The organism is Kribbella sp. (genome assembly GCF_035655035.1).
In the GTDB taxonomy this organism is placed as follows: Bacteria; Actinomycetota; Actinomycetes; order Propionibacteriales; family Kribbellaceae; genus Kribbella.
Genome location: NZ_DASRVN010000016.1, coordinates 1 through 20,059, shown reverse-complemented (window position 1 = coordinate 20,059; position 20,059 = coordinate 1). Strand labels below are relative to the sequence as shown.

The following is a 20,059-nucleotide window of genomic DNA, read 5'->3' as shown; positions in this document are numbered from 1 at the left end:
ACGGATCTGCCAGGCGGCGACCATCCGGCGATGCTGCATACCTTGGCCACCAAGATCCTGCCGATGCGCGACGAGATCGTCGTCCTGCCGGGTCATGGTGGCCAGACCACGATCGGCCGGGAGAAGGCGACCAACCCCTACCTGCAGGACCTGGAGATTCCAACACTATGAGCAAGGTGACCCCACTCAGCGGGTTCCCCGAATTCCTCCCGTCGGACCGGATCGTCGAGCTGCGGTTCCTCGACACGATCCGGGAGACGTTCGAGCTGCACGGTTTCGCGTCGATCGAGACCCGGGCGGTGGAGCCGGTCGAGCGGCTGTCCAACCAGGGCGAGGACGCCGACAAGGAGATCTACGGCGTCCGGCGACTGGCCGCGAACGCCGACGAGGACGCGGCCCTCGGCCTGCACTTCGACCTGACCGTGCCGTTCGCGCGGTACGTGCTGGAGCACAGCGGCAAGCTGGTGTTCCCGTTCCGGCGCTACCAGATCCAGAAGGTGTGGCGCGGCGAGCGCCCGCAGGAGGGCCGGTACCGCGAGTTCACCCAGGCGGACATCGACATCATCGACAGCGGCGAACTGCCGTTCCACTACGAGGTCGAGCTGCCGCTGGTGATCGCGGACGCGTTCCGGAAGCTGCCGATCCCGCCGTTCCGGATCCAGGTGAACACCCGGCAGATCCCGGAGGGTTTCTACCGTGGCCTCGGGATCGAGGACATCGTCGGCACGCTGCGGATCGTCGACAAGCTGGACAAGATCGGCCCGGACAAGGTGACCGAGCTGCTCACCGGGGCGGGGCTGTCCCCGGAGACCGCCAAGCAGGTACTGCGGCTCGCCGAGATCTCGTCGACCGACGCGTCGTTCGCGGACCAGGTGCGGGCGCTCGGGGTGCAGCACGAGATCCTCGACGAGGGGCTCGAGCGGCTGTCGCAGATCATGACGGCGGCCAACGAGCACGCTCCGGGGCTGCTGGTCGCGGATCTGAAGATCGCGCGGGGGCTCGACTACTACACCGGGACCGTGTACGAGACGCAGCTGATCGGGGACGAGGGGTACGGGTCGATCTGCTCGGGTGGGCGGTACGACTCGCTCGCGTCGGACGGGAAGACGACGTACCCGGGGGTTGGGATCTCGATCGGGGTGTCGCGGCTGGTGCACCGGTTGATCTCGAAGGGGCTGGTGAGTGCGAATCGTCGTACTCCGACCGCCGTGCTGATCGCCCTGAACTCTGAAGAAGACCGGGCGGAGGCGATGCGGACGGCGATCGCGCTGCGGGGCCGGGGGATTGCCGTCGAGGTGGCGCCGGCTGCCGCCAAGTTCGGGAAGCAGATCAAGTTCGCCGACCGGCGGGGGATTCCGTTCGTCTGGTTCAGCACCGAGAACGGGCCCGAGGTGAAGGACATCCGCAGCGGCGAGCAGGTCCCGGCCGACGCCGCCACGTGGGCCCCGCCCGCCGAAGATCTACGACCAAGCATCAACACGCAAGAGGAGAACTCGTGATCCGTAACCGTTCCGCAGGTTCGCTGCGCGCAGAGCACGCCGGCGAGACCGTGATTCTCGCGGGCTGGGTGGCGCGGCGGCGCGATCACGGCGGCGTGGCGTTCATCGACCTGCGCGACTCGTCCGGCACGGTCCAGGTGGTCATCCGGGACGAGGAGGCCGCTCACGGCCTGCGGTCGGAGTACTGCCTGAAGGTCGTCGGCGAGGTGTCGCCGCGCCCGGAGGGCAACGCGAACCCGAACCTGCCGACCGGCGAGATCGAGGTGATCGCCAGCGAGGTCGAGGTGCTGAACGAGGCCGCCCCGCTGCCGTTCCCGGTCGAGGAGCACCACGCGACGCCGGTGAACGAGGAGATCCGGCTCAAGTACCGGTACCTCGACCTGCGCCGCCAGGGCCCCGGTACGGCGATCCGCCTGCGCAGCAAGGTCAACCAGGCCGCGCGCAGTGTCCTCGCCGAGCACGACTTCGTCGAGATCGAGACGCCGACGCTGACCAAGTCGACGCCGGAGGGCGCCCGGGACTTCCTGGTCCCGGCCCGCCTGCAGCCCGGCAGCTGGTACGCGCTGCCGCAGTCGCCGCAGCTGTTCAAGCAGCTGCTGATGGTGGCCGGTATGGAGCGGTACTACCAGATCGCCCGCTGCTACCGCGACGAGGACTTCCGCGCCGACCGGCAGCCGGAGTTCACCCAGCTCGACATCGAGATGAGCTTCGTCGACCAGGACGACATCATCGCGCTCGCCGAGGAGATCCTGGTCGCGCTCTGGAAGCTCGTCGGGTACGACGTGCAGACGCCGATCCCGCGGATGACCTACGGCGAGGCGATGGCCCGGTTCGGCTCCGACAAGCCGGATCTGCGGATGGGCCTCGAGCTCGTCGAGTGCACGGAGTACTTCAAGAACACGCCGTTCCGGGTGTTCCAGGCGCCGTACGTCGGTGCCGTCGTGATGCCGGGCGGTGCGGACCAGCCGCGCAAGCAGCTGGACGCGTGGCAGGAGTGGGCCAAGCAGCGCGGCGCGCGCGGGCTGGCCTACGTCCTCGTGGGACAGGACGGCGAGCTGGCCGGCCCGGTCGCGAAGAACCTGTCCGAGGAGGAGCGCGCGGGCATCGCCGACCACGTCGGCGCGAAGCCTGGCGACTGCATCTTCTTCGCCGCGGGCCCGGTCAAGTCGTCGCGGGCGCTGCTCGGCGCGGCCCGGCTGGAGATCGGCCGCCGCGGTGGCCTGATCGACGAGTCGGCCTGGTCGTTCGTCTGGGTCGTCGACGCGCCGCTGTTCGAGCCGGCCGACGAGGCGACCGCCGCGGGTGACGTCGCGGTCGGGTCCGGCGCCTGGACCGCCGTCCACCACGCCTTCACGTCGCCGAAGCCGGAGTCGCTGGGGACGTTCGACACCGACCCGGGCTCGGCGCTGGCCTACGCGTACGACATCGTCTGCAACGGCAACGAGATCGGCGGCGGGTCGATCCGTATCCACCGCGAGGACGTGCAGAAGCGCGTCTTCAAGGTGATGGGCCTGACCGACGAGGAGGCGACCGAGAAGTTCGGGTTCCTGCTCGACGCGTTCAAGTTCGGCGCGCCGCCGCACGGCGGGATCGCGTTCGGCTGGGACCGGATCACCGCGCTGCTCGCCGGGACCGAGTCGATCCGGGACGTGATCGCGTTCCCGAAGTCCGGCGGCGGCTTCGACCCGCTGACCGCGGCTCCGGCGCCGATCACACCGGAGCAGCGTAAGGAAGCCGGTGTGGACGCCAAGCCGGAGAAGAAAGACCAGTAACAGCGCGACTGCCGTACATCTTTGGATGTACGGCAGTCATTCGTTGGACAGACGACAGGGAGCAGACCGCTCCTTAGCGTCGTCTGTGTGACTACTTCGAGCCGTACGCGTGTCCTGCCGCTTGTCCTTGGCGCACTGGCCGCACCGATTGCCGGTGCGGTCGTGTTGCTTGTGGTGGCAGCTGTAGTGCCGGTGGCTGGTGTGTTCCTGGGCGTCGGCGCTGTGGTGCTGTTCGTTGTCACGTGGTTGATGGCGCGTCTCGCCCGGGTGCGGGGAGCGGTGTACGCCGCGGCCGGGTGGTCGGTGCTGGTCGCGTTGGGGTTCGGGCTGGTGTTCCTGCGGCCGTTCCCGGCGCAGCCGGTGGCTGCGGAGCCGGCCTGGGTGGGGTTCTGGTCGTTGCCGGACGGCAGCCGGCTCGCGTACGTCCACAGCCCGGCGACCGGTACGCGTCTTCCGACGCCGGTGATCTTCCTGCACGGCGGTCCGGGGACTCCGCACGAGGGCCTGCCGTACGGGACGGCCGAGCTGAACGCGGCGGGGTACGACGTCTACAGCTACGACCAGATCGGTGCCGGGCGGTCGACCCGGCTGAAGGATGTCGCCGGGTACACCGTGGCGCGCAACGTCGCCGACCTGGAGGCGGTCCGGACGGCGGTGAAGGCGGACCGGGTGATCCTGATCGGTCAGTCCTGGGGCGGTTCGCTGGCCGCGCAGTACCTCGCCGCGCACCCGGACCGGGTCGAGAAGGTCGCCTTCACGTCGCCGGGCGAGATCTGGCCGAAGGCGCATCCGGAGACCGAGGTGTCGCCGTGGAACCGGCTCACCGGGCCGGAGCGGAAGCGGTACGACGCGTTGGTGTCCGCGCCGCGCTTCCTGCTCCAGGCCGTCCTGCTCGGCCTCAACCCGCGCTCCGCGCACGCCCTGGTCGGTGACGCCGAGGCGGACTCCCGGCTGCACGAGATCGCCCTCACCGGCCGCGGACTGGCCGACTGTGCAGGCGGTCCGGAGGGGACGGCGCACAAGAACCCGCAGGGCTTCTACACGAACCAGCTCACCAACGCCGACTTCGACCAGATCCCCGACCCACGACCGGTACTGCGCAACCTCCGCACGCCGGCCTTGGTACTGCGGGCGCAGTGCGACTACGTCCCGTGGGTGGACACCCGCGAGTATCGCGACACCCTGCCCGGCGCGACGCTCGTGTACGTGCCCGGAGCCGGTCACGGCATCACCAGCCAGGCGGGTCCGGCGTACCTGAACACCATCCTGCGCTTCCTGGCCGGCCAACCGTTGACGGCGTACCGCGGCACGGCGGACCCGGCGGAGTAACCCAGCAGCAGGATCGAAAGGGTTGAGCAGTCCGGCGCGCTGGAGGAGGCTTCACCTCAATCCGCCCCCTCCTACCGCCCCAGGAGTTGTCCGATGCGTCGTCTACTCATAGCCCTGCTGGCCGGTCTCGGCCTCACCTTCGCCGCGGTGGTCCCGGCGTACGCGACCGTTTTCCAGACGTACGGCAGCGGCGTCAACGTCCGCGCCGACGCGTACCTGTCGTCCGCCGTGGTGCGCACGCTCGGCGGCCCGACCTCGATCGACGTCGACTGCCAGAAGCACGGTGACCGGGTCAGCACCGCGGACGGGACCAGCGAGTGGTGGGCGCACGTGCCCGCGCTCGGCGGATACGTCACGGTCGTGTACATCTCGGTGCCGGAGGACAAGCTGCCCGGCGTGCCGGAGTGCGGTGGCGACACCCCGCCGCCGACCGGTGGCGACGTCACGCTCGCCGACGTCCAGGCGATGTTCGGCACCCGGATCGCGAACCCGTCGATCGTCGAGACCGGCCTCCCGTCGCTCAACCAGGCGATGAAGGACGCGCAGATCAACACGCCGTACCGGAAGGCCGCGTTCCTCGCGACGCTCGTGCACGAGTCGCGGCTGGAGTACAACATCCGCGAGATCGGCGACACCCGGCTGTACGGCGGCCGCGGGTACATCCAGCTGACCGGCGACTTCAACTACGGCCCGGCCGGTCAGTACCTCGGCATCGACCTGCTCGGGAACCCGGACCTCGCGCTGTCGCTGCAGTGGAGCGCGCCGATCGCCCGCTGGTACTGGACCGTTGCCCGGAACATCAATCCGTACGCCGACAACCTGGACATGGGCCGGGTGAACGCCGCCATCGGGTACCCGGCCGGCGCGGAGGACCAGCGGCGGTGCGACTCGTTCAAGAACGCGCTGCGGTACCTGACCGGCTCGGTCCCGGCCGGCGTCATCTGCACTCGCCCGGCCGCGCTGAAGGGCGACACCAGCAAGCTCGGCCGGACCCAGTTCGACGCACTCGCCAAGCAGGGCGGCGGTCTCGGCTAGGGCGCGATGTCCGTGAACTGATCGGTGCGCAAGAGGCGGCCGTCGGGAGCGAGCGTGCTGAACGCGCGGATCTCGGTCACGATCGGGCTGCCCTTGCGCATGATCGCGGTCAGCGTGTAGCGCGCCGCGGCGAAGCCCTCGCCGACGACCGTGTCGTGCACCTCGACCTCGACGGCCGTCGCCCGCTTGCGGGCCGGCCGGACGTGGTCGATCAGCCGCTTCCGGTCGAGCGAGACCCCGTCGCTGACCATCAGGAAGTCCTCGCGGTGGTAGCGGTCGAACACCGCTTCGGATGGTTCGTCGCCGAAGGTGACCTCGACGGGATACCGGGTCAGGTAGCCGACGAGGTCGGCCTCGGTGCGGATCGACATTATCTTTGACATACATGTCAAGGTAATTCGATCGGCTAAACTTGACAAGCATGTCGAGGAAAAAGCGCGAGGACGCCCAGGCGAACGCCGCCGGCATCGTCCGCGCGGCGGAGGAGTTGCTGGCCGGCGGTGCGGACCCGTCGATGGCCGACATCGCCGCCCGCGCCGGGGTGAGCCGGCAGACGCTGTACGCGCACTTCGACCGGCGTACCGATCTCTTCGACCAGCTCGTCGACCGGCTGACGCGTGAGGTGGCGTCGCACCTGACCGGTACGGCGCTTCCGGACGAGCCGCGGGCGGCGATCGCCGAATGGGCCGCCAGGTGCTGGCGGGTGATCGAGGCCAATCCCGCGCTGCTGAACCCGGCCCTGTTCGCGCATCGGGACGGCGGCGCGGACCCGGCCGCCCACGATCCGATCACCGGCGGGCTGCGGCAGGCGCTGCGGTCCGCCGCCGACGCTCAACTGCTCGCACCCGCCGCGACGGTCGACTGGCTCGTCACGGCGGTCCTGGCGATCGGTCACGCGGCGGCCGGCGAACTGACCGCCGGCCGGATGACAGCGGCCGCGGCCGGCGCCGCGTTCGAGGATTCCGTCGTACGGCTGTGCCTCAGCTGAGTTCTGCTCTGACCCACATCCGATCGGCTGAGAGGTACCCGCTGAGTTGCAGGCCGGCCTCGGCCAGCTGGGCGGTCAGCTCGTCCTCGGACAGGTACTTGGTGACGATCCGCGGCGACCAGGTCCGGCCCTTGACGATGTGCGTCAGCGTCGCGGCCTGGGCGCCGCCGGGGAGGTCCTCGACGTCGGCGATGACCAGCTTGCGGCGTTCGTCCTCCAGTACGGCGGGAGCGTGCCGAGCGACCTCCTGCTGGAGGATGACCGACCCGCCGGGGCGGACGTGGTGCGCGCACGTCCGCAACAGGCGCACGCGTTCGGCGTCGTCGGCGACGTTGATCAGGAACGACATCATCAGCACCACGTCGAACTTCCGGTCCAGGCGTAGTTCGTCGATGGTCGAGAGGATCGTCTCCGTCTCGGTCACGCGCGCGATCATGTCCGCTGACTCGTCCACCGCGACCACCCGGTGGCCGCGGGCGAGCAGCGGGCGGGTGATCCGCCCGGTGCCGCAGCCGAGCTCGAGGATGCTGCTCCGCGGCGCGATCGCGGCGTCGATCAGCTCGTCCTCACCGTGCGTCGGCGTGACCTCGTACAGCTCGACCGCGCTCCCGTCCCGCGTGTGCGCGCCCGGCCCGGTACCGCTCTGTCCGACTCTCATACCCCTCAGGCTCCGATCGGGGCCGCGGTGCCGCCAGTCTTTCGGTACGAACCGAAAGTCCCTAGGGTTCTGAACGTGAGCGTCGTACCGACCGAGCTGTTGCCGCACCTTCGGCGTGCGCGGGATGTTGCCGATCGCAACTACGCCGAGCCGCTCGACCTGGCGGCGCTGGCGGCCGCGGCCGGGGTCTCGAAGTACCACTTCCTGCGCTGTTTCGCGGCGACGTACGGCGAGACCCCGATGCAGTACCTGACCCGGCGGCGGATCGAGCGGGCGACCGACCTGCTGCGGGCGACCAACCTGACCGTGACCGAGGTCTGCGGGCTGGTCGGGTACTCCAGCCTCGGGTCGTTCTCGCAGCGGTTCACCGAACTGGTCGGGATGCCGCCGACGCAGTACCAGCGGACCCGGACCGGGCCGCGGATCCCGGGGTGCTTCGTGTTCATGCTGGGACTGAACTCCGCAATCGCGGAGAAGCCGCCGGTGGACTCCGACGGCTAGCGTCGTACCAACGACGTTTTGGAGGAACCTGTGATCACCAACATCAGCCTGTTGAGCGTTTTCGTGAACGACGTCGACGAGGCGAAGGCGTTCTACACCGAGAAGCTCGGGTTCGTGGTGAAGGACGACGTGAAGCTGCCCGACTACCGCTGGTGCACCGTGTGCCATCCGAACCACCCGGAGCTGCAGCTGCAGCTGGCGGTGCCCGGCCCGCCGCTCGACGAGGAGGGGACGGAGGCGGTCAAGCGGATGATGGCGAAGGGCACGATGCACGGGTTCGGCATCGCCACCGACGACTGCCGCAAGACGTTCGCGGAGCTGACCGCGAAGGGCGTCGAGTTCATCCAGGAGCCGGCCGATCGTCCGTACGGCGTGGAGGCGCTGCTGCGGGACAACTCCGGCAACTGGCTGGTCCTCGTCGAGCAGAAGGAGTACTCCGCGGCCGACTTCTCCTGACATGCTGACCGGATGGACATCACGGTCGACCCGGTCGGACTGACGCCGCCGTACGAGCAGGTGCGCTCGCAGCTCGAGGCGCTGATCCGCGCCGGGGAGCTGGCCCAGGGGACCCGCCTGCCCACCGTGCGGCAGCTGTCGCTGGACCTCGGGCTGGCGGTCAACACGGTGGCACGCGCGTACAAGGAGCTGGAGGCCGACCAGCTGGTCGAGACCCGCGGGCGGAACGGGACGTTCGTACTGGCATCCCGCAGCCAGATCAACGACGCGGCGACGCACACGGCCGCGGCCAAGCTGGCTGCTGCCGCTCACGCAGCAGGGCTGTCCCTCGCTGAGGCGACAGCGATCCTTCAGCGTGCCTGGTAGGTCAGACCGGCGACGACGTTGCCGCCGTCCTGCTCGATGACGTGCAGGCCTGCGGCCGCTAGTTCCGTGCGGAGGGCGTCGGGGCGCAGGTGGCGGCGGTGCGGGAGGTACCAGGTCCCGTCGAGCTGGACCGCGTCGGGTGATCGTACGGACGTCTCCTGGTAGCAGATGCCGGTACGGGCGTCGTACCGGAACTCGCCGTCGTAGACGCGGTCCGGGTCGTACATGGCCGTCGACAACACGTAGTACCCGTTGGGCTTCAGGCGTTCGCGGACGGCCCGCAGTACCTTCGCCCGGTCGGCGTCGGTGACGATCGACTGGAGGCAGTAGCTGTCGAGCACCACGTCGTACCGCTTGCTCCCCGGCGGTGACGCGCACACGTCCTGCACCCCGAAGTTCACCTTCACGCCCCGCTCGCGGGCCATCCGCCGCGCGACCGCGATCGCCTCCGGAATCAGGTCGACCGCATCCACCCGGAACCCCCGCCCCGCCAGGAAACACGCCGCCGGCCCGGTCCCACACCCGTACTCCAGAACCTCCCCACCCGCCACCAGCCGCCCGAGCACGCTCTCCAGGAACGCACGATTGGGAAAGTCGTCGAACGTCCAGCTCTCCCCGAAGAGGTCGTTCCACTGCGTCATGCCCTCCCGCAGCAGCCGGCGGTAGGCATCCTGATGCTCGGCGTAGTAATACCTCATCCGGCTTACTATTGCTGGCCGTCGTGCGCCTGTGCACATGAGTTTCCGGAGGGACGGGTATGGAGGACGAAACCGAACGGGCGCAGCGCCTGGCCGCCGAGGCGGAGGCCGAGCGGATCCGGGCCGAGGTCGAGGAGGCGACGTCCGATCCGGCCGCCCAGCAGGAGTGGATCCGGCAGTCCAACCTGATGTACGGCGGGCTCGGCGCCGCGGGACTCGTGGTGGTGCAGCCGTTCCTGACCACGAAGCCGCTCGACCTGACCGCGACGATCTGCGTGGTCGCGTTCGCGGTCTCGATCCCGCTGCTGGCCGCCCTCCTCGTCCTGAACCTGCAGGAGGAGTTCCGCCACCGCGTGACCACGTCGCGGCTCGTCTCGGTCGCGAAGGCGATCGCCCAGGGTTCGGCGTTCATCGGGATCACCGCGGCCTTCTGGCACATCTCGATCATCGCGGGGATCGTCTTCGTGCTGGTCACGTTCTTCGCGGTCGGCGTCCATTCCTCCGGCTACATGCACCTCGAGTACGACGGCACCTTCCGCTCGCGCTTTCCGCGCCGCAAACCCTGACCCCCTGTCTCACGCTATATCACGCTGTATCACCGCGGCCGAACCGGGCTCCGCCTTGGTAGGGGGTGTTCGTTGGGGGCGCCGCTGTGTAAGGGGGAGTGATGGCTGACAGCATGACTGTGCTGCGGAAGGCTGGTCCGCCTGGGGTGAAGCGGAACATCGCGGTGCTGGGGGACGGGTTCACCGCGGTGGATCAGGTCGCGTACAACAACTGGGTGCAGACGACGCTCATCGACGGCGTCTTCGGGCACGACTACTTCAGTGAGGACGCGTCGGCGTACAACATCTACCGGGTGAACCTGGACTCCGTCGACTCCGGAGTCAGCACCCGGACGTACGACGAGCACGGCACGCCGACCGACCCGTCGGACGACACGATCGCGTCGGAGACGATCCACGACACCGCGCTCGGGATGATCTTCAGCGGGTCGTGGGCGCACTGCTGGCTCGAGTACGGGACGGACACCGAGGCGCGGATCCAGGCCGCGCTGAACAAGTGGGTGCCGGACTGGAACGAGCTGCTCGTCGTACTCAACAACCCGAACTACGGCGGCTGCGGAGGCGGCGGCCGGGCGCACGTGCCGATGGGCGTGAACTGGACGGTGATCGCGCACGAGTTCGGCCACGGGATCGGCGGTTTCGCGGACGAGTACTCGGCCGGCGGCGCGTACACCGGCGGCGAGCAGGGCTGGATCAACCTGACCACGATCACCGACCGCTCCACCACGAAGTGGGCGAACCTGATCGCGCCGTCCACCCCGCTGCCCACCGGTAGCGGTGCGGCCGCGAACTACAACAACGGCCCGCGCCCGGCCGACTGGGACAGCAACACCGACGTCGGCCTGTTCGAGGGCGGCGGTACGAACAACACCGGCATCTACCGCCCGGTCGAGAACTGCCGGATGAACAGCAACACGCCGCCGTACTGCCCGGTCTGCTACACCTCGATCAAGACCGCGCGCGACCACGAGACCGAGCACACGTTCCGCACCGCGTACGCGGGCAACTTCTACGGCACCGGCCGCAGCGACCTGCTGCTGCACCACGGCACGTCGATCCAGCTGTTCCGTGCCGACGGCACCGCGCTCGAGCACAGCTTCAGCGCGGTCGAACGGGTCCCGGGCTCGTGGCAGTTCATGCCGAACGACCAGGTGTACGTCGGTGACTTCGACGGCGACGGCACCGACGAGGTGGCGATCTTCAACGGCGTCGACTGGGTGATGCCGTACCTCGGCCTGCTGAAGTCCGACGGCGCCGGCGGACTGCGGCTGGTCGCGCGGTACGACGGCGACATCCGCGGCTGGGGCGGGTTCGCGGCCCACGACCGGTTCCTGGTCGCCGACCTGAACGGCGACGGCCGCGACGACCTCGTCGTGGTGAACACCGACGACTGGTCGATGCCGTACGTCGGCCTGCTCCGCTCGACCGGCAGCGGGTTCTGGGTCAGCCGCCGCTACGACGGCGACATCCCGGGCTGGGGCGGACTCGCCCGGCACGACGAGTTCTTCGTCGGCGACCTGACCGGCAACGGCAGCGACGACCTGGTGATCTTCAACGGCGACGACTGGTCGATGGCGTACGTCGGCCTGTTCTCCGCGAGCGCCTCCGGCTACTCGATGACCCACCGGTACGACGGCGACATCCCCGGGTGGGGCGGGCTCGCGCAGCACGACCGGCTGGTCCTCGGCGACTTCGACGGCGACGGCAAGTGCGACGTGTTCGTGTTCAACGGGCTGGACTGGTCGATGGCGTATCTCGGCATGTTCCGGTCCACCGGGTCCGGGCTGGCGTACGTGCACCGGCACGACGGCGACGTACCGGGCTGGGACGGTCTCGCGCGGCACGACGAGTTCTTCGCCGCGGACATCGACGGAACCGGGCGCTGCGACCTGTGGGCGTGGAACGACCAGGACTGGTCGACGGAGTACCTCGGCCGGATGCTCAGCTCGGGGACCGACCTGAAGGCCGACTACGTCGGAGACTGGGTGGGGGAGTGGAACCTCGGCTCGGCCGACCGGTTCGAGACCGCCCGGATGACCGGGCGCCGCGGCCGGCCACAGCTGTACGTCCACAACACCGACTGGTTCGGCGTCATCGACGGGCGCCGCGGGATCGCGCTCGACCGGATCTACTACCGGTGGATCCACAACTACCGGCACGGCCGGAACTGGTAAGGGAGCCGACGATGAAACAACCCAAAGGCACGGAGCGCTCCGCGACACGGAACCGCCGGCCGTCCAAACCACCGGCGGGCGACGTGCGCCGCCAGCACAACGCCGTACCGCCTCAGGCAGGGCCGACAAAGCCCACCGCGACGCGGGGCGCCGCGCCGGCGGCCGGACCCGACCCGACCCGGGCGGTGAAGCCCGCGTTCGACCGCGAGGCCGCTAGCCGTGAGTCCGCGGAACAGCAGCCGGCGGGCGGGTACCCCGACCAGCAGGCGGCACGGACCCGCCGTACCGGCGCTCCTGACGAGCAATACGTCCGGCTCCGGATCCGGGTCCGCGGCGACCGCCTGACGGTCGTCGACAGCCACCTGGTCGACGGCCCACTGGCCCAGTCGACGACGTTCCACGGCGCCGACGCGTACGAGGTCACGTACCAGGACCGCCTGCTGCACGCCGGCACCGTAGCGGATCCGAACACGCAACGCTCGTTCCCACTCCCGGACGGCCCCGAAGGCCACCACGTCACGCCCCGGGAGATCTACGAGTTCACCGCTCGCATCCCCGCCGCCGACGTCACCGCCGAAACCCGGGCAGGCATCCACGTCCGCCTGCACCGCATCGACGAACCGACCACCACCACGCACGTCGGCGCCGCCCCGCTGGCAACCCAGTTCGAAGGCCGCCTGACCCCGGTCGCCGAGCTGGTCGGCCTCCCCGAATCCGCCCTCCCCGAGGCCATCGACTCCCGCGGAGCCCGCACCGGCCAAGGCAACTGACAACACCCGCTGGTGTCCGAGAACAAGTAACAGCTTGTTCCCGGACACCGCCGCCTGTCCCAAGTCGGACGGAAACGATTCCAAGTGAGGTATGTACACGCTCTCGTGGGGTTGCTACATTCCCGGCAGATTTGACATCGATGTCAACCTCAGGGAGTGGTCGCGATGGTTTCGAGACGTGCGTTCCTGGCGGGTAGCGGCGCGGTGACGGCGGGGCTGGTCAACCCGTTCGTATTGACCGCAAATGCCGCAGATTCATCGACGTCCGGCAGCCCCGCTCGGCTGCTGCCGGTGTTCAACCGCCCACGACACCTGGACTACGCCGACGTCAGCAAGCTCAGCGGGGAGGATCAGACCCTGCTGACAACGTTGCAAGGCGTCGTCAACCGTACCGAGCCGGAGTTGTACTTCATCTACGACACCGGGACCGAGAGCGTGCCGGACGCCAAGTGGCTGTCCGACATGCGCCTGCCGAAGAAGCTGTACCCGAACCCGCTGGACCTGGTCGCGAAGTACCGGAGCCGGATCCGGGGCGCGATCGTGTACGACGCCGCCGTACCGGACTCGCTGAACGTCGCGACGACGCTCGCCGGGCTGGAGAACTCCGTGGTCGCGAACGCGGACCAGGCGAAGGCGTACGGCCTGAAGATCGTCAAGGACCTGCGCGGGATGTTCGACGACGACCGGGTGAAGACGTACCGGTGGCAGCTGGACAACCTGTTCCCGCGGGTCAGCAAGCAGCTGCTGGCCGGCCTCCCGCCGACGCAGGTGGTCGACGTCGAGGGCGTGCAATGGGTGGAGATCGCCCGCGAGACCCAGCAGATCCGCGACTCGTCGAACCGTGGTACGTACCACCTGGACGTTTCGGCCAAGCTCGGGAAGGAGGCCGTGTACGTCCGGTTCGCGGACTCGTTCACCGACGACGGCTGGGGTGCCTCGGTCCGGCACGTGTCGATCGCGGCGAACGGCACGGTGATCGCGACGTTCGAGCCCGGCACGCCGGAGGAGGCGCCGTACCTGTTCGACGGCTCGCACTCCTCGATCGGTGGTGAGGCCAACAGATTCGCCGACGGCGGGAACTACTGGATCTACCGGATCGCACCACCGGCCGGTACGACGTCCCTCGTCGTCACGGTGGAGATGTGGAACCAGTACCTGGTCACCGCGACCGACACGTCGCCGACCCGCGTCGAACCGTTCCCGTACTTCCGCGACTACGTGGTGGCCACCAAGGCCCTGGTGAGCTGGCTGCCACCCGGCGGGGCGACGGGCGACCTGCTGATCGAGCACTACGCGAAGTGGCCGACGCTGGCGCCGTACATGGGCTGGTTCGCGAACGACGTCTCCGGTGAGTGGGACGGCGTCGACCTCGCGTCGAAGGGCGGTTCGCCGGTGGTGGCGGCCGACTTCTACATGAACGGCACCGTGCACGCCGGTCTCGCCTCGCCGATCTCCGACAAGCCGCGCGCGATCCGGCGGATCGACAAGCCGAAGAACAAGGTGTACCTGACGCTGACGTTCGGCGAGGGCGACAACATCCAGTACTGCCAACGCCGGCTGCGGGAGATCTGGGACGACCCGAAGCGCGGCGAAGTACCGACCAACTGGACGATCGACCCGCTGCTGGTGGAGGCAGGCCCGAACATCTACAGCTACTACCAGCGCACCGCGACCGCGAACGACCTGCTGGTCTGCGGTCCGTCCGGCGCGGGGTACACCTACCCGGCGTCGTGGAAGCCCGACGAGCTCACGCAGTACCTGAAGATGACGGGCGGTTTCATGCGCCGTACCGGACTGGAGGAGGTGTACGCGTACAGCGGCCGGGAGAACAACACGTGGGTGCTGCTGTCGGAGGAGATCGCCAAGGGGTACGCCGAGTACACGCCGACCAAGGGGATCATGCAGACCTGGGACGGCGACACGCTCACCGCCCGGCAAGGCGGCATCCCGATCACCGGTGGTTGGGGCGCACCCGGTAAGGCGGCCGAGTTCAAGGCCGCGCTCGACCAGCGGATCGCGAGCTGGGACGGCGCGAGCCCGCTGTTCATCACCGGCCTGATCGGCGCCTGGTCGTGGTCGCCGTCCGACATGGCCGAGCTCGGCCCGCTGCTGACGGATCCGTACGAGCTGGTCCTCGCGAACACCTTCTACGACCTGCTCAACCGAGTACTGCCGTAATCGGGTTGCGGCGGTGTAGCACGATGAGCGAATGACTCCGGACGAACTGCTCGACGTGTTCCACCGCCGCATCCGCCTGCCGGACGCGGACGCGATCCCTGGCTGGAAGCAGGAGCACGCCGGGCTCGTGCACCGGTCGTACGTCGAGGGCGCGGACGGCGCCGGGTTCGTCGAGGCGCCCCGCGGGCTCGGGGACGACCCGGACGCGGTGATCGCCGGGGAGGTCGCGTTCTTCGGCGAGCGCGGCCTGCCCTTCGAGTGGAAGACGTACGCCTACGACGAGCCGGCCGACCTGGGGGAGCGGCTCGAGCGGTCCGGGTTCGTGCGGGACGATCCGGAGACGCTGATCCTCGGCGAGGTGGACCGGGTCCTCGGGCGGCCGTCGGCGCTGCCGTCGAAGGTCCGGCTTCGGGAGGCGGGCGGGGCCGAGGACTACGAGCGGATCGCCGTACTCACGGACTCGCTGTGGCACAACGGCACCGAACGGATCGTCGAGCACCTGGCCGGTGAGGCGCGGATGTTCCCGGACCGGCTGTCGGTGTTCCTGGTGGAGGACGTGCTGACCGGCGGGCCGGTGCTGTCGGCCGCGTGGGTGCGGTTCCACCCCGGTACCGGGTTCGCCAGCCTGTGGGGCGGCGGGACGCATCCGGAGTGGCGGCGGCAGGGCCTGTACTCCGCACTCCTCGTCCACCGCGCCCGGCTGGCCAAGGACCGCGGGTACGAGTTCCTCCGGGTCGACGCGTCCGCGGACTCGCGCCCGATCCTGGAGAAACTCGGGCTCCACGCGGTCACCGTGACAACGCCGTACCAGTGGACGCCGGACCTGCGCCACTGACCAACCTCCCCGGAGCAGGGCCATTCGGGTGGCGGCGAGCGTGAGCGGGCCGGTGGCGCGGCGGTTGGTCAGTGCCGGGCGTCCGGGGGTCGCGCGCGGAACGACCGGTTGAGGCTGTACGTTGCCTGCATCATGGCCCTGAAAATCGCTTCCCGCTTCCGCCGGCTGCTGCAGCGCCCCGGCTCGATCGATCTCGGCCCGTACGAACGGCTCACCCAGCTGGTCGGCGAGGCCGAGGAATCGGTCCTCCCGCTGACCGACGAAGAGCTCACCGAGGCGGTCGCCGAGCTGCGCACCGAGGGCGGGCTGCACGAGGACGAGCAGATCGAGTTCCTGGCGCTGGCCCGGGACGCGGGCCGGCGGGCGATCGGCGAGCGGGCCTTCGACGGCCAGGTGGTCGGCGCGCTGGCGATGCTGCAGGGCCGGATCGTCGAGATGGCGACCGGTGAGGGCAAGACGCTGGCCGGTGCGATCGCCGCCGCCGGGTACGCGGTCGGCGGCCGCAAGGTGCACGTGCTGGCGGTCAACGACTACCTGGCCAAGCGCGACGCCGAGTGGATGGGCCCGGTGTACGAGCTGCTCGGCGTCACGGTCGCGCACGTCGGCCAGGCGTCCACCCCGGAGGAGCGGCGTGCGGCGTACCAGGCCGAGGTCTGCTACGTCCCGGTCAACGAGATCGGTTTCGACGTACTGCGGGACCGCCTGGTCACCGACGTCGCGGACCGGGTCACCGTCGAGGCGGACGTGGCGCTGGTCGACGAGGCCGACTCGGTGCTGATCGACGAGGCCCGGGTGCCGATGGTGCTGGCCGGCGCGACCCGCAACGAGGCCCTCGACGACGACGTGGTCCAGCTGGTCCGGACCCTGCGCGCGGGCGTCGACTACGAGATCGACGGCGACGGCCGCACGGTAGCCCTCACCGACAAAGGCACCGACAAGGTCGAGGAAGCCCTCGGCGAACGCGCCGCCGCGGCCACCGCGCCCGCGAACGAGGCCGACGAGGCTCACCAGGCCGCCTCCGAGGAAGCCGCCGGCGGCGGTGCCGACGCCGACACGGACGCTGACGCCGCGGCCGGCAAGGACGCCGACACGGACGCCGACACGGACGCCGACACGGGCGCCGACACTGCGGCCGGCAAGGACGCTGACGTGGACGACGAGGTCGCGGTTGAGCCTGAGCGGCCGCGGTTCAACCTGTACGACGACGAGAACCTGGATCGGCTGACGCAGGTCAACGTCGCGCTGCATGCCGAAGTGCTGCTGCGCAAGGACGTCGATTACCTGGTCCGGGACGGCAAGGTCAGTCTGATCAACAACAGCCGCGGACGGGTCGCCAAGCTGCAGCGCTGGCCCGACGGTCTGCAGGCCGCGGTCGAGGCGAAGGAAGCGGTCCCGGTCAGCGATTCCGGTGAGGTGCTGGACAGCATCACCGTGCAGTCGCTGATCAAGCGGTACAAGTCGCTGTGCGGCATGACCGGCACGGCGGTCGTGGTCGGCGAGTCGCTGCAGGAGTTCTACGACGTGGACGTGGCCGTCGTACCGCCGAACAAGCCGAACGTCCGCAAGGACGACCAGGACCGGCTGTACCTGACCGTCGACCAGAAGAACGAGGCGCTGGTCAAGCACATCGCCGAGGTGCACGAGACCGGGCGGCCGATCCTGATCGGCACCCACAGCGTCGAGGAGTCCGAGCAACTCAGCGACAAGCTCGCGGCGGCGGACATCCCGCACGTGGTGCTGAACGCGAAGAACGATGCCGAAGAGGCCGGGATCATCGCCGAGGCCGGCGTCCCCGGGACGGTGACCGTCTCGACGCAGATGGCGGGCCGCGGTACCGACATCCGGCTCGGTGGCAAGGACGAGACGCACGACAAGGAGAAGGCGCTCGAGCTCGGCGGCCTGTACGTGATCGGCACCGGCCTGCACGCGTCCCGGCGGCTCGACGACCAGCTCCGCGGTCGCGCCGGCCGGCAGGGCGACCCGGGTGGCACGCTGTTCTTCGCCTCGCTCGCCGACGAGCTCGTCACGCGGTACTCCGTCTCCTCGGGCCTGCGCCCGCACCCGGATGAGACCGGCCGGCTCACCGACCGCAAGTCGATCGGCATGCTGGAGCACGCGCAGCGGGTCGCCGACGGCGCGAACGCCGAGCTGCACCGGACCACCTGGCAGTACAACCGCCTCACCGGGCAGCAGCGCGCGATCCTGCTGGAGACCCGCGAGAAGGTGCTGACCGAGGACCTGGCCGCGGAGGAGCTGGCCGAGCGGGCCAAGGAGCGGTACGACGAACTCGTCGACGAGGTCGGTGAGGACGTCGTGAAGAGCGCCGCGCGGCGGATCGCGCTGGGGCACCTGGACCGGCGCTGGACCGACCACCTGGCGTACCTGGCCGACCTGCGCGAGGGCATCCACCTGCGGTCGCTGGCCGGCGGGATCGTGCACCTGAAGCCGATCGACGAGTTCAACAAGTCCGCGATCGCGTCGTTCGACACGCTGATCTCCGACGCCTGGGACGACGCGGTCGAGACGTTCAAGGAGGCCGAGATCACCGCCGACGGCCTGGACGAGGAGGCCAGCGGGATCCCGCGCCCGACCGCCACCTGGACGTACCTGGTCAACGACAACCCGTTCGGCACCGAGGCGGACCGGATCCTCGGCCGGCTGCGGAACGCGATCAGGCCGGAGTCCGGCGCCGAGCCCGAGGAGATCCTCGAGGAGGAGTTCGACGAGCTCCCCGAGGAGCTGCGGGACGCGGACGAGGATCCAGAGGATGACCCCAAGAAGTGAGCTCGTCGGCGTACAGAAGACCCTGACGCCGGTCCTGAAGGCCAAGGCACTCGACAACCGGCTGCCGGACCCGATCCTGGGCGATGTGTACGCCGAGCCGGTCATGCGTCTGCTGGACCCCGAGTTCGACCGCGGCTGGTTCGCGGCCAGTCAGCTCGGCCTGTCCGCCGTCGTACGGGCGAAGGCGCTGGACGACTGGGCGCGGACCTTCCTCGCCGAGCACACCGATGCCGTCGTACTGAGCCTGGGCTGCGGTCTCGACGCCCGGGTCCACCGGATCGACCCGCCGGCCACGGTCGACTGGTACGACCTGGACTACCCCGAGGTCATCGCGTTGCGCCGGGAGCTGCTTCCGGAGCGCGATCACTGCACGCTGATCGGCTCCAGCGTCACCGACCTGACCTGGCTCGAGCCCGTTCCTCGCGGGCGGCCCGTGCTGATGATCGCCGAGGGACTCGTGCCCTACCTGACCGAGGCCGAGGCTCGGGAGCTGCTGACCAGCATCGTCGAGGCCTTTCCCACCGGACAGCTGGAGCTCGACACGGTGTCGGTCTCGGCCTGGCGGACCTCGAAATGGGATCCGGTGAGCCGCAGGTACAACGCGCGGTTCCGGTGCGGCTTCGACGATCCGGCGGCGCTGGCCGGTTGGCACCCGCGGCTCGAGTACGTCGACGAGGCGCCGATGAACGACGCACCGGTGCTCCTGCGGAAGGCCCCTGCGAACGTACGACGGCTGTACCGCCTGATGAACGTGATGCCGGGCTTCACCCGGTCGTCGCGGATCGTGCGCTTCCGGTTCTGACCTCCTCAGACTTTGGTCTAGGGGTGGGCAGCCGTCGGCTCGATGCGGGTCGGTGGTCCGCTGGGCGAACCTCTTGGCATGCCCGCGCGTAAAGGCCCCTGGCTCCTGGTCGTCGACATCGCGATCCCGCTCGCCCTGTTCTACGGTCTGAAGGCTCTCGGGGTGAGCGACCTCACCGCGCTGCTCGCCGGCGTGATCCCAGGCCTGATCAGCTCGGCGGTGTCGCTGGTGCGCACGCAGCGTACCGACCTGGTGGGGATGGCTGTGGTCGTGAGCATGGTGGCCAGCACGATCGTCGCGGTCGTGGGCGGGGACGCGCGACTGCTGCTCGTGCGGAACGCGTGGATCAGCCTGCCGTTCGCGGGCATCACGCTGTGGTCGCTACGGCACCCGCAGCCGCTGACGTACGTCGTCACCCGCGCGATGTTCGCACCCCGGGCCGCGCTCATGGACGAACTGTGGGAGACCGACGAACGTTTCCGGCACGCGTGGAAGTGGATCACGGTCTGGTGGGGGATCGCGACGATCGTCGACGGCATCGTCCGGATCGTCGTCTCCTACACCCTCCCGATCTCCGTCGTCCCCGCAACCGACCCGGTGATCACGGTCGCCACCATCGTCGCCCTCCAGGTCCCCACCATCGTCCTC

The 20,059-nt window shown here is 69.5% G+C and carries 19 protein-coding genes; 16 read left to right on the top strand and 3 right to left on the bottom strand.

Features of this window, described 5'->3' with window-relative positions; translation table 11 throughout:
* Positions 1 to 167: 167 nt before the first annotated feature.
* From hisS to VFF46_RS01150, 4 genes are all read left to right on the top strand, one after another.
* Positions 168 to 1,499, top strand: a complete 1,332-nt coding sequence (gene hisS / locus VFF46_RS01165; protein ID WP_325035079.1) for a histidine--tRNA ligase — start codon at positions 168 to 170, stop codon at positions 1,497 to 1,499.
* Complete coding sequence (aspS, locus tag VFF46_RS01160; protein ID WP_325035078.1) at positions 1,496 to 3,271, top strand: aspartate--tRNA ligase; 1,776 nt, start codon at positions 1,496 to 1,498, stop codon at positions 3,269 to 3,271. The genes hisS and aspS overlap by 4 nt, the downstream gene beginning before the upstream one ends.
* 87 nt (positions 3,272 to 3,358) lie before the next feature.
* On the top strand, positions 3,359 to 4,600 hold the full coding sequence (locus tag VFF46_RS01155; RefSeq protein WP_325035077.1) for an alpha/beta hydrolase: 1,242 nt from the start codon (positions 3,359 to 3,361) through the stop codon (positions 4,598 to 4,600).
* 93 nt (positions 4,601 to 4,693) lie between these two features.
* Entirely contained in the window at positions 4,694 to 5,635 is a 942-nt protein-coding gene (locus tag VFF46_RS01150; protein ID WP_325035076.1) for a glycoside hydrolase family 19 protein, read from the top strand.
* Here the strand turns inward: VFF46_RS01150 and VFF46_RS01145 are convergent.
* The gene (locus tag VFF46_RS01145; protein WP_325035075.1) at positions 5,632 to 6,018 is read right to left on the bottom strand and encodes a nuclear transport factor 2 family protein; all 387 of its coding nucleotides are present in this window, start codon (positions 6,016 to 6,018) and stop codon (positions 5,632 to 5,634) included. The genes VFF46_RS01150 and VFF46_RS01145 overlap by 4 nt on opposite strands.
* A gap of 38 nt (positions 6,019 to 6,056) precedes the next feature.
* Here VFF46_RS01145 and VFF46_RS01140 point away from each other — a divergent pair, with 38 nt between their 5' ends.
* On the top strand, positions 6,057 to 6,623 hold the full coding sequence (locus tag VFF46_RS01140; RefSeq protein WP_325035074.1) for a TetR/AcrR family transcriptional regulator: 567 nt from the start codon (positions 6,057 to 6,059) through the stop codon (positions 6,621 to 6,623).
* On the opposite strand, the gene VFF46_RS01135 is transcribed toward VFF46_RS01140, so the two are convergent.
* Positions 6,616 to 7,281, bottom strand: a complete 666-nt coding sequence (locus tag VFF46_RS01135) for a class I SAM-dependent methyltransferase (RefSeq protein ID WP_325035073.1) — start codon at positions 7,279 to 7,281, stop codon at positions 6,616 to 6,618. The genes VFF46_RS01140 and VFF46_RS01135 overlap by 8 nt on opposite strands.
* Positions 7,282 to 7,356: 75 nt before the next feature.
* Between VFF46_RS01135 and VFF46_RS01130 the strand changes: the two genes are divergently transcribed.
* Genes VFF46_RS01130 through VFF46_RS01120 form a run of 3 tightly spaced genes read left to right on the top strand, consistent with a single transcriptional unit; the run spans position 7,357 to position 8,604 of the window.
* Positions 7,357 to 7,782 carry an AraC family transcriptional regulator gene (locus VFF46_RS01130; protein ID WP_325035072.1) on the top strand — a complete coding sequence of 142 codons (426 nt, stop codon included), beginning with the start codon at positions 7,357 to 7,359 and terminating at the stop codon, positions 7,780 to 7,782.
* 30 nt (positions 7,783 to 7,812) lie between these two features.
* Entirely contained in the window at positions 7,813 to 8,238 is a 426-nt protein-coding gene (locus VFF46_RS01125) for a VOC family protein (RefSeq protein ID WP_325035071.1), read from the top strand.
* Between the two features lie 12 nt (positions 8,239 to 8,250).
* Complete coding sequence (locus tag VFF46_RS01120) at positions 8,251 to 8,604, top strand: GntR family transcriptional regulator (RefSeq protein WP_325035070.1); 354 nt, start codon at positions 8,251 to 8,253, stop codon at positions 8,602 to 8,604.
* On the opposite strand, the gene VFF46_RS01115 is transcribed toward VFF46_RS01120, so the two are convergent.
* Entirely contained in the window at positions 8,589 to 9,302 is a 714-nt protein-coding gene (locus tag VFF46_RS01115) for a class I SAM-dependent methyltransferase (protein WP_325035069.1), read from the bottom strand. The genes VFF46_RS01120 and VFF46_RS01115 overlap by 16 nt on opposite strands.
* 59 nt (positions 9,303 to 9,361) lie before the next feature.
* Here VFF46_RS01115 and VFF46_RS01110 point away from each other — a divergent pair, with 59 nt between their 5' ends.
* The 8 genes from VFF46_RS01110 to VFF46_RS01075 all read left to right on the top strand — a co-directional run.
* A complete protein-coding gene (locus tag VFF46_RS01110) occupies positions 9,362 to 9,868 on the top strand; it encodes a hypothetical protein (protein WP_325035068.1) in 507 nt (168 codons plus the stop codon).
* 101 nt (positions 9,869 to 9,969) lie between these two features.
* Complete coding sequence (locus VFF46_RS01105) at positions 9,970 to 12,042, top strand: M64 family metallopeptidase (protein ID WP_325035067.1); 2,073 nt, start codon at positions 9,970 to 9,972, stop codon at positions 12,040 to 12,042.
* Between the two features lie 11 nt (positions 12,043 to 12,053).
* Positions 12,054 to 12,812 (top strand): hypothetical protein, encoded by a 759-nt coding sequence (locus tag VFF46_RS01100; protein WP_325035066.1) that lies wholly within the window; start codon positions 12,054 to 12,056, stop codon positions 12,810 to 12,812.
* 165 nt (positions 12,813 to 12,977) lie between these two features.
* Positions 12,978 to 14,990 (top strand): GxGYxYP domain-containing protein, encoded by a 2,013-nt coding sequence (locus VFF46_RS01095; RefSeq protein WP_325035065.1) that lies wholly within the window; start codon positions 12,978 to 12,980, stop codon positions 14,988 to 14,990.
* A gap of 31 nt (positions 14,991 to 15,021) precedes the next feature.
* On the top strand, positions 15,022 to 15,825 hold the full coding sequence (locus VFF46_RS01090) for a GNAT family N-acetyltransferase (protein ID WP_325035064.1): 804 nt from the start codon (positions 15,022 to 15,024) through the stop codon (positions 15,823 to 15,825).
* Positions 15,826 to 15,957: 132 nt separating this feature from the next.
* Entirely contained in the window at positions 15,958 to 18,609 is a 2,652-nt protein-coding gene (locus VFF46_RS01085) for an accessory Sec system translocase SecA2 (RefSeq protein ID WP_325035063.1), read from the top strand.
* Positions 18,593 to 19,411 (top strand): class I SAM-dependent methyltransferase, encoded by an 819-nt coding sequence (locus tag VFF46_RS01080; RefSeq protein ID WP_325035062.1) that lies wholly within the window; start codon positions 18,593 to 18,595, stop codon positions 19,409 to 19,411. The genes VFF46_RS01085 and VFF46_RS01080 overlap by 17 nt, the downstream gene beginning before the upstream one ends.
* 78 nt (positions 19,412 to 19,489) lie before the next feature.
* The coding region (locus tag VFF46_RS01075) for a VC0807 family protein (RefSeq protein ID WP_325035061.1) at positions 19,490 to 20,059 on the top strand (570 nt) is incomplete at its 3' end.